Source organism: Roseateles sp., assembly GCF_039595595.1.
In the GTDB taxonomy this organism is placed as follows: Bacteria; Pseudomonadota; Gammaproteobacteria; order Burkholderiales; family Burkholderiaceae_C; genus Roseateles.
In genome coordinates, this window is the sequence record NZ_JBCNLG010000015.1 from 1 (window position 1) to 17,594 (window position 17,594).

The window sequence follows — 17,594 nt, forward strand, 5'->3', positions numbered from 1 at the left end:
GGGAAAGGCCTACAAGGTCGCCATGACCGCGTGCATGCGCAAGCTGCTGATCATCCTCAACGCCATCCTCAAGTCCGGTCAACCATGGAGGCAAATCGAGAGCGCTTGACACGGTTGCTCTCCCCCTCGCGGGGGCGAGGGAATGAGCCCGGCGAGGGAACGATTCCGGTGAGGGAATGATTCCGGCGAGGGAACGAATTCAACTCCCTCGCCCCGCTTGCGGGGAGAGGGCAGGGGAGAGGGGTCTTCGAAGTACATCAATGCCGGCCGATAGAATCCCGCCCCTCGTTCCCTGATTCCCGACATGTCCGATTCCATCGCCCCCATCGACGATCCCATCGACAGCGACGACGCTGGCGATTCGCCCGCAGGCGAGAGCGCGGCGCACCCGCGCGCCCGCATCCGCAGCTTCGTCGTGCGCGCGGGCCGCATGGGCACGGGGCAGATCAAGGCGCTCGCGGAACTGGGCCCGAAGTTCGTGCTGCCGTTCAAGCCCGAGGCGCTCGACTACGAAACCGTCTTCGGCCGCAAGGCTCCGGTGGTGTTCGAGATCGGCTTCGGCATGGGCGGCCCGACCGCGCAGATCGCCCGCACGCTGCCCGATGTCGACTTCATCGGCTGCGAGGTCCACGAGCCCGGCGTCGGCGCCTTGCTGAAGCTGATCGGCGAGCAGGACATCCCCAACATCCGCATCTTCCAGCACGACGCCGTCGAAGTGCTGGACAGCATGATCCCGAAGGCCTCGCTGGCCGGCGTGCACATCTACTTCCCCGATCCCTGGCACAAGAAGCGGCACAACAAGCGCCGCCTGGTGCAGCCGCCGTTCGTGGCCAAGCTGGTGCGGCACCTGGCTCCGGGCGGCTACCTGCATCTGGCCACCGACTGGGAGCCCTACGCGCAGCAGATGCTCGAGGTGCTGTCCGCCGATCCGGACCTGGTCAACGCCTCGACCCGCCCCGACGGCTACGCCGACAAGCCCGAATACCGTCCGCTGACCAAGTTCGAACACCGCGGCCTGAAGCTGGGCCATGGCGTCTGGGACCTGGTGTTCAAGCGCAAGGGCTGAGCCGCGCTTGCGCAGCCGCGCTGGTAGAGTTCCGCCCCATGTCCGAATCCAACTCCCTCGCCGGTCGGCATGTGCTGCTGGGCCTGTCCGGCGGCATTGCCTGCTACAAGATCGCCGAGCTGACCCGGCTGCTGGTGAAGGCTGGCGCGACGGTGCAGGTCGTGATGACCGAGGCCGCCGAGGCCTTCATCACGCCGGTGACGATGCAGGCGCTGTCGAACCGGCCGGTGTTCACCAGCCAGTGGGATGCGCGCCCCGAGAACAACATGGCGCACATCAACCTGACGCGCGAGGCGGACGTGATGCTGATCGCGCCGGCGAGTGCCGACATGATCGCCAAGCTGGCACAGGGGCGCGCGGACGAGTTGCTGTCGCTGACGGCGCTGGCGCGCCCGGCGCAGCGCTGCGCGCTGCTGCTCGCGCCGGCGATGAACCGCGAGATGTGGGCCCACCCCGCGACGCAGCGCAACCTGGCGCAGGTGCAGGCCGATGGCGCGCGCGTGCTGGGCGTGGGCAGCGGCGACCAGGCCTGCGGCGAGGTCGGCGACGGCCGCATGCTGGAGCCGCAGCAACTGCTCGAGCACGTGATCGCGCATTTCCAGCCGAAGGTGCTGGCGGGGCGCAAGCTGCTGATCACGGCGGGCCCGACCTACGAGGCCATCGATCCGGTGCGCGGGATCACGAACCGCTCGAGCGGCAAGATGGGCTTCGCGATCGCGCGCGCCGCCGCGGAGGCCGGAGCCGAGGTCACGCTGGTGGCCGGCCCGGTGCACCTGCCGACGCCGCTGGGCGTGACGCGCATCGACGTGCAGAGCGCGCGCGAGATGCTCGACGCCGTGTTGCCGCGGGCGGCGACGCACCAGGTGTTCGTGGCGACGGCGGCGGTGGCGGACTGGCGTCCGGCGCAGACGGCCGAACACAAGATCAAGAAGAACGCCAAGGCCGGCGAGGCGGTCGCGCCCGAGCTGACGCTGGCGGAGAACCCCGACATCCTGGCGACGGTCGCCGCGTTGCCGCATCCGCCGCTGTGCGTGGGTTTCGCGGCGGAGAGCCAGGACCTGATCAAGCATGCGCGCGAGAAGCTCCAGCGCAAGAACGTGCCGCTGATCGTGGCCAACGTCGGCCCGGCGGCCTTTGGTCAGGACGACAACGCGCTGACGCTGGTCGACGCGCGCGGCGAACGCGAGCTCTCGCGCGCCGACAAGCTGACGCTGGCCCGCGAGCTGGTGCGCGAGATCGCGCAGCGGCTGACGACCTACGGCGCCTGAGCCCGGCGCCGGCCTTCAGACATCCCGATTCCTCTTTCGACTGATTCCATGACCACCATCGATCTGAAGGTGCTCGACCGCCGCATGGCCGAGCAGCTCCCCGCCTACGCGACGGCCGGCAGCGCCGGCCTGGACCTGCGCGCCTGCCTGGACGAGGCGATCACGCTGGCGCCCGGCGACACCGTGCTGGTGCCCACGGGCCTGGCGATCCACATCGGCGACGCGGGCCTGGCCGCGATGATCCTGCCGCGCTCGGGCCTGGGTCACAAGCACGGCGTGGTGCTGGGCAATCTGGTGGGGCTGATCGACTCCGACTACCAGGGCCAGCTGATGGTCAGCGTGTGGAACCGCGGCAAGGACGTGTTCACGATCCAGCCGATGGAACGCATCGCGCAGATGGTGATCGTTCCGGTGGTGCAGCCGACCTTCCGCGTCGTCGACGATTTCGACGCGTCCTCGCGCGGCGAGGGCGGGTTCGGGTCGACGGGCAAGGCCTGACCCCGAACACGGCTCCCTTCTCCATGGGCCGGTCTGTTCAAGATGGGCCATGGCCGTGCCGACGGAGATCCGTTTCAAGCGAGTGCCGGATGACGTGCTCATCGACAAACTCATCGACTTTCCAATCGTTGAGATCCGATGTCGATGTCAGAACGCCAAGCAGTGAACCCGCCCTCCCAACGCGCCAAGCAGGTGCGCAAGCGCAAGTCGGCGGACAGCGGGGAGGATGTGGCCGTGGTGGCAGACGCGGGGGACAGTGCCGCGCAGGCATCCCCGCATAAGGATGGGGCGGACGTCGAGCCCGATGGCCGAGGTCTCGAGCCTGATGGCCGAGGTCTTGAGGCGATCGAGGGCTTGATCGGCCTGGCGGGCCTGGGCGTCGTCGGCGCGGCCGCAGCGGGACTGCGTGGCGGCGGCTCAGGAGGTGGGGAAGTGGTCCCGGCCACCGCAGCCGTCGCAACGAACGCCCTGTTGCCCGCCGTTGGAACGTCGATCCCGGGGCGCCCGGAACCTTCGGTCTCGCAGCCTGTGACTTCGACGACGAAGTCGCTCGACCCGGTGGAGGAGACGGATGCGAAGGTCCCCGGAGCCAACCGGCCGGGCGTCGTCGAGCCGAAGACCGAGCCGAAGATCGAACCCGAGGTTGATCTGAAGATCGAATCCAAGGTTGATCTGAAGATCGAACCCACGGTTGATCCGAAGATCGAACCCACGGTTGATCCGAAGATCGAACCCACGGTTGATCCGAAGTTCGTGTTGCCGGTCGAAGTCGACACCTCGCCGCCTGCTCGCCCCACCGTCGCGTTGAAGCACGACACCGGCGTCAGCGCCACGGACGGCATCACGAGCGACTCGACGATCACGGTCTCGGGACTGGAGCAGGACGCCACATGGCGCTACAGCCTGGATGACGGCAAGACCTGGCGGGATGGCCTCGGGTCGGAGATCTCGGACATCAGATTCGATGGCGCCCACACGGTGCAAGTGGTCCAGACCGATCGGGCGGGGCATGTCAGCGAGGCGACGTCGTTGACATTCACGCTTGACACCGGCGCGCCGACCCTGTCCTTGAAGAGCGATACCGGGCGCATGAAGTACGACGAGGCGGCGGATGAAGACGTGCTCGAGGACGAGGCTTACGGGCGCGATGGCGTGACCAAGGACGGCACGCTGATCGTCTCCGGCCTCAAGGAGGGCGCGAGTTGGCGGTACAGCCTGGACGAGGGCAAGCATTGGACAGCCGGTGCCGGGAACGAGATCGAGTCACGCGAGTTGGGCGCCGACGGCAGGAAGACGGTGTGGGTCAGCCAAGCCGTTGCCGGTGAGGAGAGCGGTGTGTCGACGTTCTCCTTCGTCCTCGACACCCACGCGGATCGCGTCGTCCCAAGGTTGAAATCCGTCGACTCCTGGGACCGGGAGAATCATGCGGTCACCTCGGAGCCGGTGATCGTGTTCGACGGATTTGAAGAGGGGGCTGTGGCAAGTTGGAAGATGTACGGCGGCAAGCCCTGGGAAGGGCGCCCTAGCGGCTCCAGCCACGCGGCTGAATTCTCCTTCGTTGGCGACGTGCCGTCGGGCAGAGTTCGACTGAATGACGTCATCCAAACGGACATCGCGGGTAACAGCTCGCCAGGCACGCCAGAGTTTTACTTTGTTATCGCTCCGCCTGACGCGGGCAAGCCGGGTTTGATTGACACCGGCGCGCCGACCCTGTCCTTGAAGAGCGATACCGGGCGCATGAAGTACGACCGGGCGGCGAAGGAATTCCTGCTCGAGGACGAGGCTTACGGGCGCGATGGCGTGACCAAGGACGGCACGCTGATCGTCTCCGGCCTCAAGGAGGGCGCGAGCTGGCGGTACAGCCTGGACGAAGGCAAGCATTGGACAGCCGGTGCCGGGGACGAGATCGCGTCAGGCGAGCTGGGCGCCGACGGCAGGAAGACGGTGTGGGTCAGGCAAAAGGACGAAGACGGAGAAAGCGGCGTGTCGACGTTCTCCTTTGTCCTCGACACCCACGCCGGTAAGCTCCTCCCCAGGTTGAAGTCCGTCGACTCCCGGGACCGGGAGAATCGTCCGGTCACCTCGGAGCCGGTGATCGTGTTCGACGGATATGAAGAGGGGGCTGTGGCGAATTGGTACATGTACGGCGGCACACCCGGTCCCGGCTCCAGCCCCACAGCAGAAGTCTCCTTCGTTGGCAAGCTGCCGGGGGGCGAAGTTGGACTGAGTGGAGTCATCCAAACGGACATCGCGGGTAACAGGTCGCCATACGCGCCCGAGTTTTACTTTGTTTTCGCTCCGCCTGACGCGGGCAAGCCGGGCTTGATGGTTCCCCCGTCCGATTCGATATTTCCAGGATGAATCTCCGTGCCCATGCCCGCGATGCGCAGGTGTTCAGGCGGGGAAAGTCCTCGGCGTGAAGACGTTCGTGTTGTGCTGGGAGCTCGGGGCAGGGCTGGGTCACGTGGGGCGGCTGGTCCCGATCGCGAAAGCCCTGGAGGCGCGCGGCCATCGTTGCGTATTGATGGTGCGGGACCTGGTCCAGTCGGGCGGGCTGTTGCGGGAGCTGGGACTGCCGGCGCTGCAGGCGCCGGTCTGGCTGCACCACGTCGCCGGTCTGCCGGATCCGCGGGTGAGCTTGCCGGAGATCCTGCTCGGTCAGGGTTACCTGCTCGCCGCCACGCTGTCCGGTCTGGTGGGCGGCTGGACCTCGGCGTTGGAGACGATCGGCGCGGACGCGGTGATCGGCGACTACGCGCCCACGGCGGTGCTGGCGGCGCGCGTGCTCGGCTTGCCGTCGATCACGGTGGGACTCGGCTTCTACATGCCGCCGGATGCGCATCCGATGCCGTCCTTCCTGACCGGCGCGGCCGTGTCTGCGCAGCGGCTGCAGCAGGCGGACGCGCGAGTGCTCACGACCGTCAACGCGGTACTGGACGCGGCTGGGCGCGCGCCACTGGCGCGCGTATCGACGCTGTTCCGCGGCGATGCGCCGCTGCTGTGCACATGGCCGGAGCTCGACCACTACGGCCGCGGCGCGCTGCCGCCCGGACAGCGATGGCTGGGGCCGAGCTTCATGACCCGGGGCGGCGAGCCGCCCGCGTGGAACGACGGAGACGGCCCCCGCGCCTTCGCCTATCTGAAGGCCGGGCACCTGGCCAGCGCCGACGCGCTCCGGGCGCTGGTCGCGGCGGGATGCCAAACCTTGTGCTACATGCCCGAGGTGGCTGCGGGACGGGCACCTCCCGTGAGTTCGCCGCTGATCCGCTACGCGAAGGCGCCGGTGGACGTCGCTGCGGCGATGAAGGACTGTCGGCTGATGGTCACGCATGCCGGCGAGGCGACCGTCGTGCAGGGCCTGATGGCCGGCGTGCCGGTGCTGATGCTGCCGATGCACCTGGAGCAGGCGCTGATGGCGGCGCAGGTCGCGCGCAGCGGCGCGGCGATCGACGCCAATGGCATGAAGGGCCCCGGCCCATTGACGACGGCCGTGCGGCGGCTGCTGCACGAGCCCGCCTTCGCCGCACAGGCGCGCGCCTTCGCCGAGCGGCATGCGACCTTCGATCAGCAGGCGCAGATCGAGGCGATCGCCGAGGCGGCGCTGGGGCTGCTGCGGTTGCACTGAGGGAAGCAAGATGGACCAGCGCCAGAGTCAGGCATTGAGCACGTCCGAGCCGTACGACGGCGATTTCTACGCCCGTCAGGTCGCTGGCAGTCTGTCCTCGGCTCGGCGGTATCTCGATCACCTGTTCAGTTTCTGGCGACCAGAGCGCGTCGTCGATCTCGGTTGTGGAAGAGGGGCGTGGCTGGCGGTATGCGGCGAGCATGGCGTTCGCGAGCTGGTGGGCGTGGATGGAGGCTGGGTTCGCCAGGACATGATGCTGGACCCGCGCATCGAGTTCCGCCAAGCGGATCTCCAGGCCCCCCTCACGCCCCACGCCGATTTCGACTTGGTGATTTCGCTGGAAGTGGCGGAGCATTTGCCGGCTTGTGCGTCGGATCGCTTCGTGGACACGCTGGCCGCTCATGGAGGCGCGTTGCTGTTCGGTGCGGCCTTCACCGGTCAACCCGGCCAACATCATGTCAACACCCGGCCCCATAGTTTCTGGGCGCGAAAGTTCGCCGAACGGGGCTTCGACCTCTTCGATCTGTTTCGTCCGCGGTTCTGGGCCGATGAGGCCGTTGAGCCGTGGTATCGGCAGAACACGTTCTTGTACGTCCGGAAGGAGCATGCCCTTTGGCGGGCGCTTCAACAGGCGGGCCAGAGGCCGATCGAGGACGCAGGATTCGTTGACTGCGTGCACCCCTGGCTATATTTGGGCATGATGCGGGCGCTGAGCCGCTGTCAAGCGCTGCTCGCGCAGCGCGGTGGCGCTGGCCTGGAATGACAGGGCCGGGTGAGGAAGGGGCGTCCCGGCGCCCCTTCCGTCGTTCAATCCCCGTGCCCATGCCCCTCTTCGACGCCCGCAGCCGCCGCATCCACCGGCGCGCTCGCATTCACGCCGTCGAAGAAGAACGGCTTGCGCGCCTTCTTCGCCGGCCAGACTTCGTTCATCGACGGGATGTCGAAGACCTTGCCGCCCTGCATGACCTGTGAGATGCGGTCGCTCTGCCGGATGTCCTTGAGCAGGTCCCCGTCGACGATCACCAGATCCGCGAGCTTGCCCGTCTCGAGCGAGCCGATGTCCTTGTCCAGTCCCAGGTAGCGCGCCGGGTTCAGCGTCGCGGTGCGGATCGCCTCGAGCGGGGTCATGCCGCCCATGCCCATCATCCACATCTCCCAGTGGGCCCCGAGCCCTTCGCGCTGCCCGTGCGCGCCGATGTTCACCGGCACGCCGGCGCGCTGCAGTTCGGTGGCGGTCCTGGCGACCTGGATCACGTTGAAGTCCTCCTCCGGTGCCGTCTCGCGGCGCACGCTGCGCGGCTCCAGCACCGCCTTGGGCACGAACTGGCTGAGGATCGGATGGCGCCACACGTCGGTGCGCGCGTACCAGTAGTGCTCGCCGTCGAGGCCGCCATAGGCCACGTTCAGCGTCGGCGTGTAGCCCACCTGCGTCTGCGGCCAGAGCTGCTTCACGTCGTCGTAGACCTTGGCCACGGGCAGCGCGTGCTCGATGCCGGTGTGGCCGTCGATGACCATGCTCATGTTCATCTGGAACAGCGAGCCGCCCTCGGGCACGACCATCATCTGCGTCTCGCGCGCGGCCTCGAGCACCTGCTGGCGCTGATCGCGGCGCGGCTGGTTGTAGCTCTTGACGCTGATCGCGCCGGCCGACTTCAGCCGCTTCAGATGCGTCCGCGCGTCCTCCAGGCTGTTGATCACCGCGCTGAAGTCGGCCTTGGCGCCGTACAGCACCGTGCCGGTCGAGAAGATCCGCGGTCCCACGACGCGGCCGGTGCGCTGCATCTCGGACTGCGTGTAGATGTCGCTGGTGCGGTTGGACGGGTCATGCAGCGTCGTGAGCCCGAACGCCAGCGACGCGTAGTTGACCCAGCTCTGCTGCGGAATGATTTCGCTCTCGGCCATGGTGCCGTGCCAGTGCGCGTCGATGAGGCCGGGGATCACGGTCTTGCCGCTGGCCTGGATGGTCTGCGTGCCGGCGGGGATGGCCACCGACGCGCGCGGCCCGATGGCGGCGATGCGGTCGCCGTCAACCAGGATGGCGCCGTCCTCGATGACCTCGTCGGGCTTGCTCGCGTTCATCGTGACGATGCGCGCGCCGACGATCGCGATGCGGCCCTTGGGCTTGTCGGCGGTCAGCGTCAGCGTGATCGGCGCGCCGCGCTCGGCCGGCTTGAAGCCGGGCTGCAGCGCCTGCGCCAGCGGCACGGTGAAGAGCTCGTTGCCGAGCGCGTAATGCAGCGCATAGGGCCGCGACTTGCCGTCGCCGGACCAGTCGAGGTCGTCGCCCGCGTTGACGTCGAGCTTCCTGACCGGCATCGCGTCGGCCTTGGGGCCGACGGTCTGGAGCTTGCCGGCTGGTGCGAGCGGCGTGACGTAGGTGTGGAAGCGCTCGGTGAAGCCCAGCCACTGGCCATCGGGGGACACGGTGAAGCGCGTCGCGAATTCGCTCTTGGCGACGGCGAGCTCGCTGTGCTCCGCCAGGCTCAGGCGGATGAGCTGGTGGTTGCTGTCGACCTCGCCGGTCTGCTGGCGGCGGGTGACATAGAGCGTGTCGTTGTCGGCGCCGAACTGCGGCGCCTCGCCGTCCTTGGTGACGCGGCGCGGCTGGCCCTTGCCATCGGCCGAGGCGACGTAGATGCCGGGTTCCAGGCTGTTCCAGGGCGAGGTCAGGTAGCCGCCCTTGGCCTTCTGATACGCGATGGCCTTGCCATCGGGTGAGAACGCCGGCGACAGGTACTTGCCGGGCTCGGGCGTGACGACGGTGTCGCGGCCGCTTGCAAGGTCGAGCGTGCGGACGCGGCCTTGCTCGGCATCGTTCCAGCTGACGTAGACGAGCTGGCGTCCATCGCGCGAGAACGAGGGGAAGTATTCGAAGCGATCGGTCTGCGCGGTCAGGCGCTTCGCTTCGCCGATGGGCTGGCCATCGCGCAGCTCGCTCGCGTAGAGGTAGCCCGCGGACGAGAACACGACGCGGCGGCCATCGGGCGAGACCTTCACCCAGCGCAGCATCTTCGAGTCGAAGCGCGCTGGCGCCACCTCATGCGCGAAGCGGACGGCGGGGGAGACCTGGCGTTCGTCCTTCACGTGGAAGGGGATCTCGGCGGCGGAGGCCTTGAACGGATCGATGCGCCAGAGCTTGCCCTGGGCCCAGGCGACGACCTGCTTGCCATCGGGCATCCAGGCGATGCCGGGGTAGACGCCGTGGACGGACCAGGACTCCTGGAGGTCGCGTTCCATGCCGGTCCAGGCGGGGAACTCGCGGCCGGTCTTGAGGTCCTTGAGGAAGAGGGCGGTGCGGCTGCCCGAGGCGTCGCGCAGGCGGCGGATGAAGGCCAGGTACTTGCCGTCGGGCGAGGGCGTGGGGCGGATCGCGCCGCCGGCGCCGGTGACGAAGGGCTCGGTGGTGCCGTCGGTCAGGTCCTGGCGATAGATGCGGAAGATCTCGCCATTGCTGTCCTTGTTGTATTCGAACTGGCGGCCCGGGGTGCTGTCCTGCGAGTAGTAGAGGTATTTGCCGTCGGGCGAGAGCGCGGGCTCGCCGAGGTCCTTCTGCCAGTTCGGCTTCTCGTTGAGCTGCTGACCCTTGCCGCCGTCCAGGTGATAGAGCCAGATCTCGCCGCTGCCCAGCGAGCGCGTGCCGGTGAAGTGCTTGCGGGCGGCGATGTACTTGCCGCTGGGGTGCCAGACGGGGTTGTTGAGCAGGCGGAAGTCTTCGGTGGTGAGGGCGCGGGCGTTGGCACCGTCGGCATCCATGACCCAGATGTTGTCGCCGCCGCCGGCGTCGGAGACGTAGGCGATCTGCTTGCCGTCGGGGGAGAAGCGGGGCTGCATCTCCCAGGCGATGGAATGGGTGAGGGCCTTGGCTTCGCCGCCGTCGATGGGCATCACGTAGAGGTCGCCGAGCAGGTCGAAGACGACGCGCTTGCCATCGGGGCTGACGTCGACGGACATCCAGGTGCCGGAGCGGACGTCGAGCGTGGCGGTCTTCTTGTCGCCGGGGGGCTGGTTGACGTCCCACTTGGGAGCGGAGGCCGAGGCGGCGGGCGCGGGCGCAGCGGTGGGAGTGGGGACGGGGGCGTCGGCGGCGAACGCCGCAGCCTGCAGCGCGAGACCGAAAGCGATCACGCCCGCGCGGGCGGGCGTGACGGTGAAGAGGCTGGGGAGCGAGGTCGGCTTCGTGAGCGTCTTGGTCGGCATGGGGCACCCTGGGATGAAGAGTGCCGGGAGCATATTCGGCGGCCCCGGGCCAACCCGGGAGGGTTTGCGAGGGCGTGACGAATGGCGGTGCGAGGAACGCGCCGATGGCTGTGTCCGGTTTGGATCAATCTGCTGGTAGCAGGTATGACCAGGGTGGGCCCGCTATCAGATTCGGACTCCGATCGTTGGAGCCAGCGGGTCTTTTTTCAGTATCTCCAGAAGCCTTTTTGACTCGGCGATATCGCTTGTCGTCGCGGCTCGGAGGATATCCGACCTAATCATCGCCATATTTTCTGCGGGGCCTCCCATATCTACGTAGAGCTCCGCGACCACCAGTGCCATCGCAAGGTCTCTTTTGCCGAGTGTTCCGTCGAAGTAATAGCCGGCCGTTGTCGGAAACGCTTCGAGGACGCCACTCGAAATCAGCGAGAAGAGATGGCCGCGCGCCTTTGACTCGATGGCTTGTCGGTCGGCGTCGGAGAGGTCGGGGGCTTGAGAAAAGAGCACCTCTGCCTGGCCACCGTAGAGCCACATGGCGTAGAAATCACCATTCCTGGCGGCTTTGTCGAGCCAGTCGAATGACTGAATCCGGTTGGGAATCCAGTCGTCGGCCGAATGGGACGGAGTGCCCCAGAGGCTTGGCGCCCGATTGGCGACAGCGAGGAAGGCAGCAGCCGAGACCCCGGATTCTCCCTTGCGGGCCCTGTCCAGTATTTTCTGCGGCTCGGAAAATGCCTGAGGCAGCCACCGGTCGGCGGCGGCTTTTTGCTCCTGGAATCGCTTATTTTCCGGACTTTCCATGCTGGAGTTTTGGATTGGGATCTTGGGAATTGGCTTTTCCCGGGATTGTGCCGATGCGGCACCAGTTGGCGGCGCTTCATAATATTGAGCGCTGACATCCGGCCTGGTTTTAGGAATATTCGTGTCGGCGTTGCGATCAGCAGCGAAATATCCCGCCGTTACCGCGATGGTGCCAAGCAAGAGGATGCCGTAGATTAATTTTCTCATCCGCAACTCCCCGCCTCCATCGAGATGATATCGCCGCCGACGTATCCGGAGCCAGTCTCACAGCTTCCGCCGCCGCAAGCTTCCCAACGGACCCACGTGTTTTCCCGAGTGACCGAGCCAGCGGAGCAAGCGTTCGTCCCATCTCTCGAACCGGACTCTCCGTCGCCCCCTGAATTGCTTCCGCCGCTTCCGGAATTGGCCGTGCGCCGGGGGATCGTCTTGCCGGTACAACCTTCCTGATATGAGTTCTTCAATTTCATCTGAGCCCATGCACCGGTCACCTTGTTGAAGAGGTAGTGGATGACGTATTTGTATTCTTGCTCGGTGGCTTCGTTTGCACGGCTCCAATCATTTTGGTATTCGGTGAATTCGTACTTCTCCCAACCTTCGCTGCCCGGGTAGCGAGGATCGCGCATATCGGCGGCTCGAACGATCACGGGGCCGATAGGCACTTTACGAACGCCGAGCATGTAATTGAGATTGTCATACACGGCTGCTTCGCGTTGGCATTCTGGCTGGCGATTCTCTGCTGGATCTGATCGCGCAGGAGGGGCCAGCAGACAAAACGTCAAAAGAATGGCCAGCGCTTTTCCACAAAGGAGTTCAGTCTTCACTCGCACCTCCGAAGGATAGCTGTCGCTCAAAACGTTGAGCGCGCCGCCCTTGGTAGTGCTCCGAGCGCTTAGATACTAGGGGGTTTCCCGCGGTTGGGAGGTATGTAGAGTGTCTTTTTCGGACGGAGCGCAGCCCGAGCGCTCGCGTGACGCACATGAGCGAGCTCACGGAGGATTCCTGACCCGCTTCTAGTCGATAGATCACTTCCCGGACTCTGAAGGCATCTCGCGCGAGCGCTGATATGGACATGCCGCGCGCTTCACGGCGCGCCTTCAGGATCAGTCCGACGTCCTCGGGGAAGCTTGCAGGGCGGTTTCAAGCTTCAAGTGCAACACCTCTGACGAGGTCCAGGGTCAACATTGAGAAGACTCCTGGGGCGTATGCCAATTCAAAATCTTACGTGGTCGTCCGTTGATTGATTCCTCGACGGCGGTGAACTGCTGATGGGAGACCTAGCTCAGCGCCCGTGCATGAGCCCCTCTTCCCAAACCGCGGAAAGCTCGTTCAACAACGTATTCGGAATGCGCGCGTCCCCAACTGCCTGTTGGAGGGTGGCTTGCATTGCCTCAGCAATGCGCGAGAGCACGGCCTTCGGATCCGAGGTGCCGCACAACCTGCCGAACTCGATCAGCTCTTCCGTCGTGGGATAAGCCTTCGTTGCATGGCGACCGGAAAAGAGTTTGAGCGCCATCGTGCGGTCCACCAATTCGGGCCCGCCCGCGTATTGCGTGTAGCGGTACACGGATGTCGTCACGACGTCGAACATGGGCGCGAGCCAGGCGTCTTCGGCCGACCGGTACAGCACGCCGAAATTCTTGAGATGCGCATCCCCGTTATGAACCATCACCGAGAAGGCAACCTGCTCGAAGAACCGGTGCAACTGCGATGGCGGCAGATTGATCAGCACCAGTAACTCGGCGATGCGCTGATAGCTGCCGTGATATTTGCGGTCGGACAGGATGTCCCGCACCCGTTTACCCGACAGCGCGGCCAGATCCTCGAAACCAAGGCGCTCGATATTGCCGCCCGGGTGCGAAATCACATCGAAGCGATCAACAAGCAGAAGTTGCCCGTCATCGGAAAGGTCAAAGCCCGGCACTTCGATACCGGCCCGCTTGGCTGCGCTCAAGCACAGGAACTCGTTGGCCGCCAGGCCAGGGTACGCGGGGCTGGCCGCCTTGACGATAAGTGACGGAATGGGAACCGTCGGCCGGTCCGGCACCATGATCTTCGGCTGCATGCCCGCGATCCCAGCACCCGTGTTCAGGTAGGCGCGAACAAGCTCGTCGAACAACTCCGGCGTGTAGCGCATCCGGAGCAGCGAATCCCGACTCAAGGTCTGGGGGCGAGGGGAGGGCACCGCTCCCGGCATCGTGAATCCCAGACGTCCGATGCCGTTCTCCCCGATCAGCGCGAGCAAGTGCATCGGCGTCGTCGGCTGTTTGGGGAACAGCTGCCGGATTCTCATGAACAGATCGCCTTCCGGGAGGTTCTGGTCCATGGAGGGAAATAGATCTCCGGACTGCCACGTCAGCTTCGCGCTAGGTGGCATTAACAGTGATACGGAAGGCTGTTCGAGCGATGGATCGAGGTAACGAAACTCGTAGGTAGAGCCCTTGACGAGCTGTCCCGCCTGACGCAGAGCGCCGATGCTGACGTCCAGGACGGGCAATTTGTCAGGCAGCATCGTCGTCATCCCGAGCGAATCGCTCCGCGAGTTCCTCCATCGTCGGCATTCCTGCCCGTTCGAAACGGATGCGCAGGCCCAGGGCCCTGACCACAGCCATGAGCGAGGACACGGTGGACTCTTGCCCTGCCTCAAGGCGGTAGATGACCTCGCGCACGCGGTTCGACAGGGCGGCCAGCTCCGTTTTCGAGAGGCCTTTGGCCTCCCGTTGTTCCTTCAGGATCAGTCCGATGTCTTCGGGAAAGCTTGCAGTGTCAGGCATGGCTTGCAATTTAGGCTGTAACTTGGATTTTTGCAAGCTATAGCTTGCGATCGCTGTCTTTCGATCGTCAGCTATGGCTTGCATTTCAGCGAAGAACTGCACCTTTTGTAAGCTATGGCTTGCGTTGTAAATCGGCAAGGAACTTGAAGCTGCTGCGGGCCCGGGAAACTGCAGACCTTCACTCGCCCGTAGCTCGCCACGGACTGGCGTCGGACCTGACCTTGGTCATGGTCCCGCCGCGTTCGCAAATTTTCAGAATGATGCTCACCTCTTCGGCTGGGAGGTATGACAAGCCCACGTTTGCCGCGATGTTGGGCGATTACAAAAGGGCCAAGGCCATCTGGTTCTGGCTGATGCAATGAAGCGACTTCTTTTCACGATCCTTGGCGCAGCGCTGTTTGACCGCGTCTCCTACGCGCTGGTGGAGCTCTTCGCGCTCTGGTACGCCCCGCGCTACATCAAGTCCGATTCGGACATAGGCAACTCCTTCATGGCCGCCTTGGGACTCATCGTCCTGTGCTCGATCGCGGGCGGCGTGCTGGGATTCCGGCGGACCAGCCGCAAGGCGCCGGCACCGAGACCATGAAAAGAAAAACGGGCCGCGCATGCGGCCCGTCTGTTTCGGCGCGTCAAGCGCCGATCTGCTCGTCGATTCGGATCACTTGGCCCGCGCCGTCATGATCGCGTCCGCGACGTTCTTCGGCGCTTCGGAGTAGTGCTTGAACTCCATCGTGTACGTCGCGCGGCCCTGCGTGGCCGAGCGCAGCGAGGTCGAGTACCCGAACATCTCCGACAGCGGCACCTCCGCCTTGATGATCTTCCCGCCGCCGACCATGTCGTCCATGCCCTGCACCATGCCGCGCCGGCTGGACAGATCGCCCATCACCGTGCCCGCATAGTCCTCCGGCGTCTCGACCTCCACGGCCATCATCGGCTCCAGGATCACCGGGCTGGCGCGGCGGCAGGCTTCCTTGAAGCCCAGCGACGCCGCCATCTTGAACGCGTTCTCGTTCGAGTCCACGTCGTGGTACGAGCCGAAGGTCAGCGTGACCTTCACGTCCACCACCGGATACCCCGCCAGCACCCCATTGGGAAGGGTGTCGATCACCCCCTTCTCCACCGCAGGGATGTACTCGCGCGGCACCACACCCCCCTTGATGGCGTCCACGAACTCGAAGCCCTTGCCCGCCTCCTGCGGCTCGACCGTGAAGACCACGTGCCCGTACTGGCCCTTGCCGCCGGACTGGCGCACGAACTTGCCTTCCACATCGCTCACCGACTTGCGGATCGTCTCGCGGTACGCCACCTGCGGCTTGCCGACATTGGCCTCGACGCCGAACTCGCGCTTCATCCGGTCGACGATGATCTCCAGGTGCAACTCGCCCATGCCCGAGATGATGGTCTGCCCCGACTCCTCGTCCGTGCGCACCCGGAAGGACGGATCCTCCGCCGCCAGCCGGCCCAGCGCGATGCCCATCTTCTCCTGGTCCGCCTTGGTCTTGGGCTCCACCGCCTGCGAGATCACCGGCTCCGGGAACACCATCTTCTCCAGCGTGATGATCGACTCCGGATCGCACAGCGTCTCGCCCGTCGTCACGTCCTTCAGGCCCACGCAGGCCGCGATGTCCCCCGCCAGGATCTCCTTGATCTCCTCGCGCTGGTTCGCATGCATCTGCAGGATCCGGCCAATCCGCTCCTTCTTCCCGCGCGTCGGGTTGAACACCGAATCCCCCGATTTGAGGATCCCGGAATACACCCGCACGAAGGTCAGCTGACCCACATAGGGGTCGGTCATCAGCTTGAAGGCGAGGGCGCTGAACTTCTCGTTGTCATCGGCCCGGCGCGTCGTGTCCTTCTCGTCGTCGTCGGTGCCATGCACCGGCGGAATGTCGATCGGCGACGGCATGAAGTCGATCACCGCGTCCAGCATCCGCTGCACGCCCTTGTTCTTGAACGCCGTGCCGCACAGCATCGGCTGGATCTCGCCCGCGATCGTGCGCTGACGGATCGCGCGCTTGATCTCGGCCTCGTCCAGTTCCCCGCTCTCGAGGTACTTGTTCATCAGTTCCTCGTCCGCCTCGGCCGCCGCCTCGACCATCTTCTCGCGCCATTCCTCCGCCTTGGCCTTCAGATCGGCCGGGATGTCCTGGTACTCGAATTTCATGCCCTGCGACGCGTCGTCCCAGATGATCGCCTTCATCTTCAGCAGGTCGATCACGCCCTTGAACTGGTCCTCCGCGCCGATCGGCAGCACGATCGGCAGCGGGTTGGCCTTGAGCCGGTCCACCATCATCTGGCGCACCCGGTAGAAGTCCGCCCCGATCCGGTCCATCTTGTTCACGAAGGCCAGCCGCGGCACCTTGTACTTGTTGGCCTGACGCCAGACCGTCTCGGACTGCGGCTGCACGCCGCCCACCGAGTCGTACACCATCACCGCGCCGTCCAGCACGCGCATGGACCGCTCCACCTCGATCGTGAAGTCCACGTGCCCCGGGGTGTCGATGATGTTGATGCGGTGCTCCGGATAGGACAGGTCCATGCCCTTCCAGAAACAGGTCGTCGCGGCCGACGTGATGGTGATGCCGCGCTCCTGCTCCTGCTCCATCCAGTCCATCGTTGCCGCGCCGTCGTGCACCTCGCCGATCTTGTGATTGACCCCGGTGTAGAACAGGATGCGCTCCGTCGTCGTCGTCTTGCCGGCGTCGATGTGCGCCGAGATGCCGATGTTGCGGTAGTGCTCGATGGGAGTCTTGCGGGACATGCTGGTCTCCAGTGGCGATGAACGACCCGCGCGCCTGCTCTCCTCGCAGTCGCGCGCCGGTCCAAAACCGGTCAATGTAGCGACAAGCCATGACAGCCGCCATCCGCCATCCGGAAGAGCCCGCCGGCACCGGGGCTGAGCCCCGCCCCCGCCACGCGCGCCACCCCCGCGAATGAGGGTGCGGCAACTGGGCGAAGGGTGGTGTTCCCGCCCGGTTACGTCATGGGACCTCGATACATTCGGTCACTTCAACAGTCAGGGAGAAGACGAGATGTTGCGTGCTTTGGCAGGCCTGTTGTCATCAGGCCCGGCGACTCTTGCACTGGCCGCCACCGTGGCGGCGGCACCCGGGGCGGTCAACGCCGCCGTCGCCGAGGGCATGACCTGCACGGTCCCGGACGGCTGGTGGTCGCTGGATCGCGACCGCCCGACCCAGCCCGAGCCGGTCAAGGTGCTGGCGCTCAAGTCGCTGGTCACCGGCGCGCCGGGCGCCTGGGTCCAGCCGCTGCGCGGCAAGCTCGCGGACCAGCAGCTGCACCTGGCGCTCGACCGCCTGACGGAGTGCCACTGAACGGGCCCGGACCTGCGCAGAAGGCCGCGCGGAGCC

General features: G+C 65.6%; 14 protein-coding genes and 1 pseudogene. 9 read left to right on the forward strand and 6 right to left on the reverse strand.

The annotated features are described in order from the left end of the window. The 7 genes and pseudogenes from ABDW61_RS17310 to ABDW61_RS17340 all read left to right on the forward strand — a co-directional run. Positions 1-109: pseudogene (locus tag ABDW61_RS17310) on the forward strand (IS110 family transposase); the annotation flags it as partial. 195 nt (positions 110-304) lie between these two features. After that, positions 305-1,066 carry a tRNA (guanosine(46)-N7)-methyltransferase TrmB gene (gene trmB / locus ABDW61_RS17315; protein WP_343640402.1) on the forward strand — a complete coding sequence of 254 codons (762 nt, stop codon included), beginning with the start codon at positions 305-307 and terminating at the stop codon, positions 1,064-1,066. A 38-nt stretch (positions 1,067-1,104) separates the two neighbouring features. After that, positions 1,105-2,334: a bifunctional phosphopantothenoylcysteine decarboxylase/phosphopantothenate--cysteine ligase CoaBC gene (gene coaBC / locus ABDW61_RS17320; protein WP_343640404.1), complete on the forward strand. Its 1,230-nt coding sequence runs from the start codon at positions 1,105-1,107 to the stop codon at positions 2,332-2,334. 48 nt (positions 2,335-2,382) lie between these two features. Then, positions 2,383-2,832: a dUTP diphosphatase gene (gene dut, locus ABDW61_RS17325; RefSeq protein WP_343640406.1), complete on the forward strand. Its 450-nt coding sequence runs from the start codon at positions 2,383-2,385 to the stop codon at positions 2,830-2,832. A gap of 138 nt (positions 2,833-2,970) precedes the next feature. Beyond that, on the forward strand, positions 2,971-5,193 hold the full coding sequence (locus ABDW61_RS17330; RefSeq protein ID WP_343640408.1) for an Ig-like domain-containing protein: 2,223 nt from the start codon (positions 2,971-2,973) through the stop codon (positions 5,191-5,193). Between the two features lie 55 nt (positions 5,194-5,248). Next, positions 5,249-6,457 (forward strand): nucleotide disphospho-sugar-binding domain-containing protein, encoded by a 1,209-nt coding sequence (locus ABDW61_RS17335; protein WP_343640410.1) that lies wholly within the window; start codon positions 5,249-5,251, stop codon positions 6,455-6,457. Positions 6,458-6,467: 10 nt separating this feature from the next. After that, on the forward strand, positions 6,468-7,220 hold the full coding sequence (locus ABDW61_RS17340) for a class I SAM-dependent methyltransferase (protein WP_343640411.1): 753 nt from the start codon (positions 6,468-6,470) through the stop codon (positions 7,218-7,220). A gap of 44 nt (positions 7,221-7,264) precedes the next feature. Here ABDW61_RS17340 and ABDW61_RS17345 read toward each other — a convergent pair whose 3' ends face one another. The 5 genes from ABDW61_RS17345 to ABDW61_RS17365 form a co-directional block, all read right to left on the reverse strand. After that, positions 7,265-10,654 (reverse strand): amidohydrolase family protein, encoded by a 3,390-nt coding sequence (locus tag ABDW61_RS17345; protein ID WP_343640412.1) that lies wholly within the window; start codon positions 10,652-10,654, stop codon positions 7,265-7,267. Between the two features lie 165 nt (positions 10,655-10,819). Next, entirely contained in the window at positions 10,820-11,662 is an 843-nt protein-coding gene (locus ABDW61_RS17350; RefSeq protein WP_343640414.1) for a hypothetical protein, read from the reverse strand. Further along, the gene (locus tag ABDW61_RS17355; RefSeq protein ID WP_343640415.1) at positions 11,659-12,276 is read right to left on the reverse strand and encodes a hypothetical protein; all 618 of its coding nucleotides are present in this window, start codon (positions 12,274-12,276) and stop codon (positions 11,659-11,661) included. Before ABDW61_RS17355 ends, ABDW61_RS17350 begins: the two co-directional genes overlap by 4 nt. Positions 12,277-12,734: 458 nt before the next feature. Continuing rightward, positions 12,735-13,973 (reverse strand): type II toxin-antitoxin system HipA family toxin, encoded by a 1,239-nt coding sequence (locus ABDW61_RS17360; RefSeq protein WP_343640417.1) that lies wholly within the window; start codon positions 13,971-13,973, stop codon positions 12,735-12,737. After that, entirely contained in the window at positions 13,954-14,364 is a 411-nt protein-coding gene (locus ABDW61_RS17365; RefSeq protein ID WP_343640418.1) for a helix-turn-helix transcriptional regulator, read from the reverse strand. Before ABDW61_RS17365 ends, ABDW61_RS17360 begins: the two co-directional genes overlap by 20 nt. 220 nt (positions 14,365-14,584) lie before the next feature. On the opposite strand from ABDW61_RS17365, the gene ABDW61_RS17370 reads away from it, so the two are divergent. Further along, a complete protein-coding gene (locus ABDW61_RS17370) occupies positions 14,585-14,812 on the forward strand; it encodes a hypothetical protein (RefSeq protein ID WP_343640420.1) in 228 nt (75 codons plus the stop codon). 72 nt (positions 14,813-14,884) lie between these two features. On the opposite strand, the gene fusA is transcribed toward ABDW61_RS17370, so the two are convergent. After that, the gene (gene fusA, locus ABDW61_RS17375) at positions 14,885-16,987 is read right to left on the reverse strand and encodes an elongation factor G (protein ID WP_343640422.1); all 2,103 of its coding nucleotides are present in this window, start codon (positions 16,985-16,987) and stop codon (positions 14,885-14,887) included. Between the two features lie 271 nt (positions 16,988-17,258). Here fusA and ABDW61_RS17380 point away from each other — a divergent pair, with 271 nt between their 5' ends. Next, positions 17,259-17,558 (forward strand): hypothetical protein, encoded by a 300-nt coding sequence (locus tag ABDW61_RS17380; RefSeq protein WP_343640424.1) that lies wholly within the window; start codon positions 17,259-17,261, stop codon positions 17,556-17,558. Positions 17,559-17,594 lie beyond the last annotated feature (36 nt).

Bases quoted from the DNA above. Each gene is read 5' to 3' on its own strand.
- fusA (WP_343640422.1), bottom strand. From the start codon at position 16,987: ATGTCCCGCAAGACTCCCATCGAGCACTACCGCAACATCGGCATCTCG.
- ABDW61_RS17350 (WP_343640414.1), bottom strand. From the start codon at position 11,662: ATGAGAAAATTAATCTACGGCATCCTCTTGCTTGGCACCATCGCGGTA.
- ABDW61_RS17380 (WP_343640424.1), top strand. From the start codon at position 17,259: ATGTTGCGTGCTTTGGCAGGCCTGTTGTCATCAGGCCCGGCGACTCTT.
- ABDW61_RS17345 (WP_343640412.1), bottom strand. From the start codon at position 10,654: ATGCCGACCAAGACGCTCACGAAGCCGACCTCGCTCCCCAGCCTCTTC.
- ABDW61_RS17340 (WP_343640411.1), top strand. From the start codon at position 6,468: ATGGACCAGCGCCAGAGTCAGGCATTGAGCACGTCCGAGCCGTACGAC.
- ABDW61_RS17360 (WP_343640417.1), bottom strand. From the start codon at position 13,973: ATGACGACGATGCTGCCTGACAAATTGCCCGTCCTGGACGTCAGCATC.
- ABDW61_RS17330 (WP_343640408.1), top strand. From the start codon at position 2,971: ATGTCGATGTCAGAACGCCAAGCAGTGAACCCGCCCTCCCAACGCGCC.
- ABDW61_RS17370 (WP_343640420.1), top strand. From the start codon at position 14,585: ATGAAGCGACTTCTTTTCACGATCCTTGGCGCAGCGCTGTTTGACCGC.
- trmB (WP_343640402.1), top strand. From the start codon at position 305: ATGTCCGATTCCATCGCCCCCATCGACGATCCCATCGACAGCGACGAC.
- dut (WP_343640406.1), top strand. From the start codon at position 2,383: ATGACCACCATCGATCTGAAGGTGCTCGACCGCCGCATGGCCGAGCAG.
- coaBC (WP_343640404.1), top strand. From the start codon at position 1,105: ATGTCCGAATCCAACTCCCTCGCCGGTCGGCATGTGCTGCTGGGCCTG.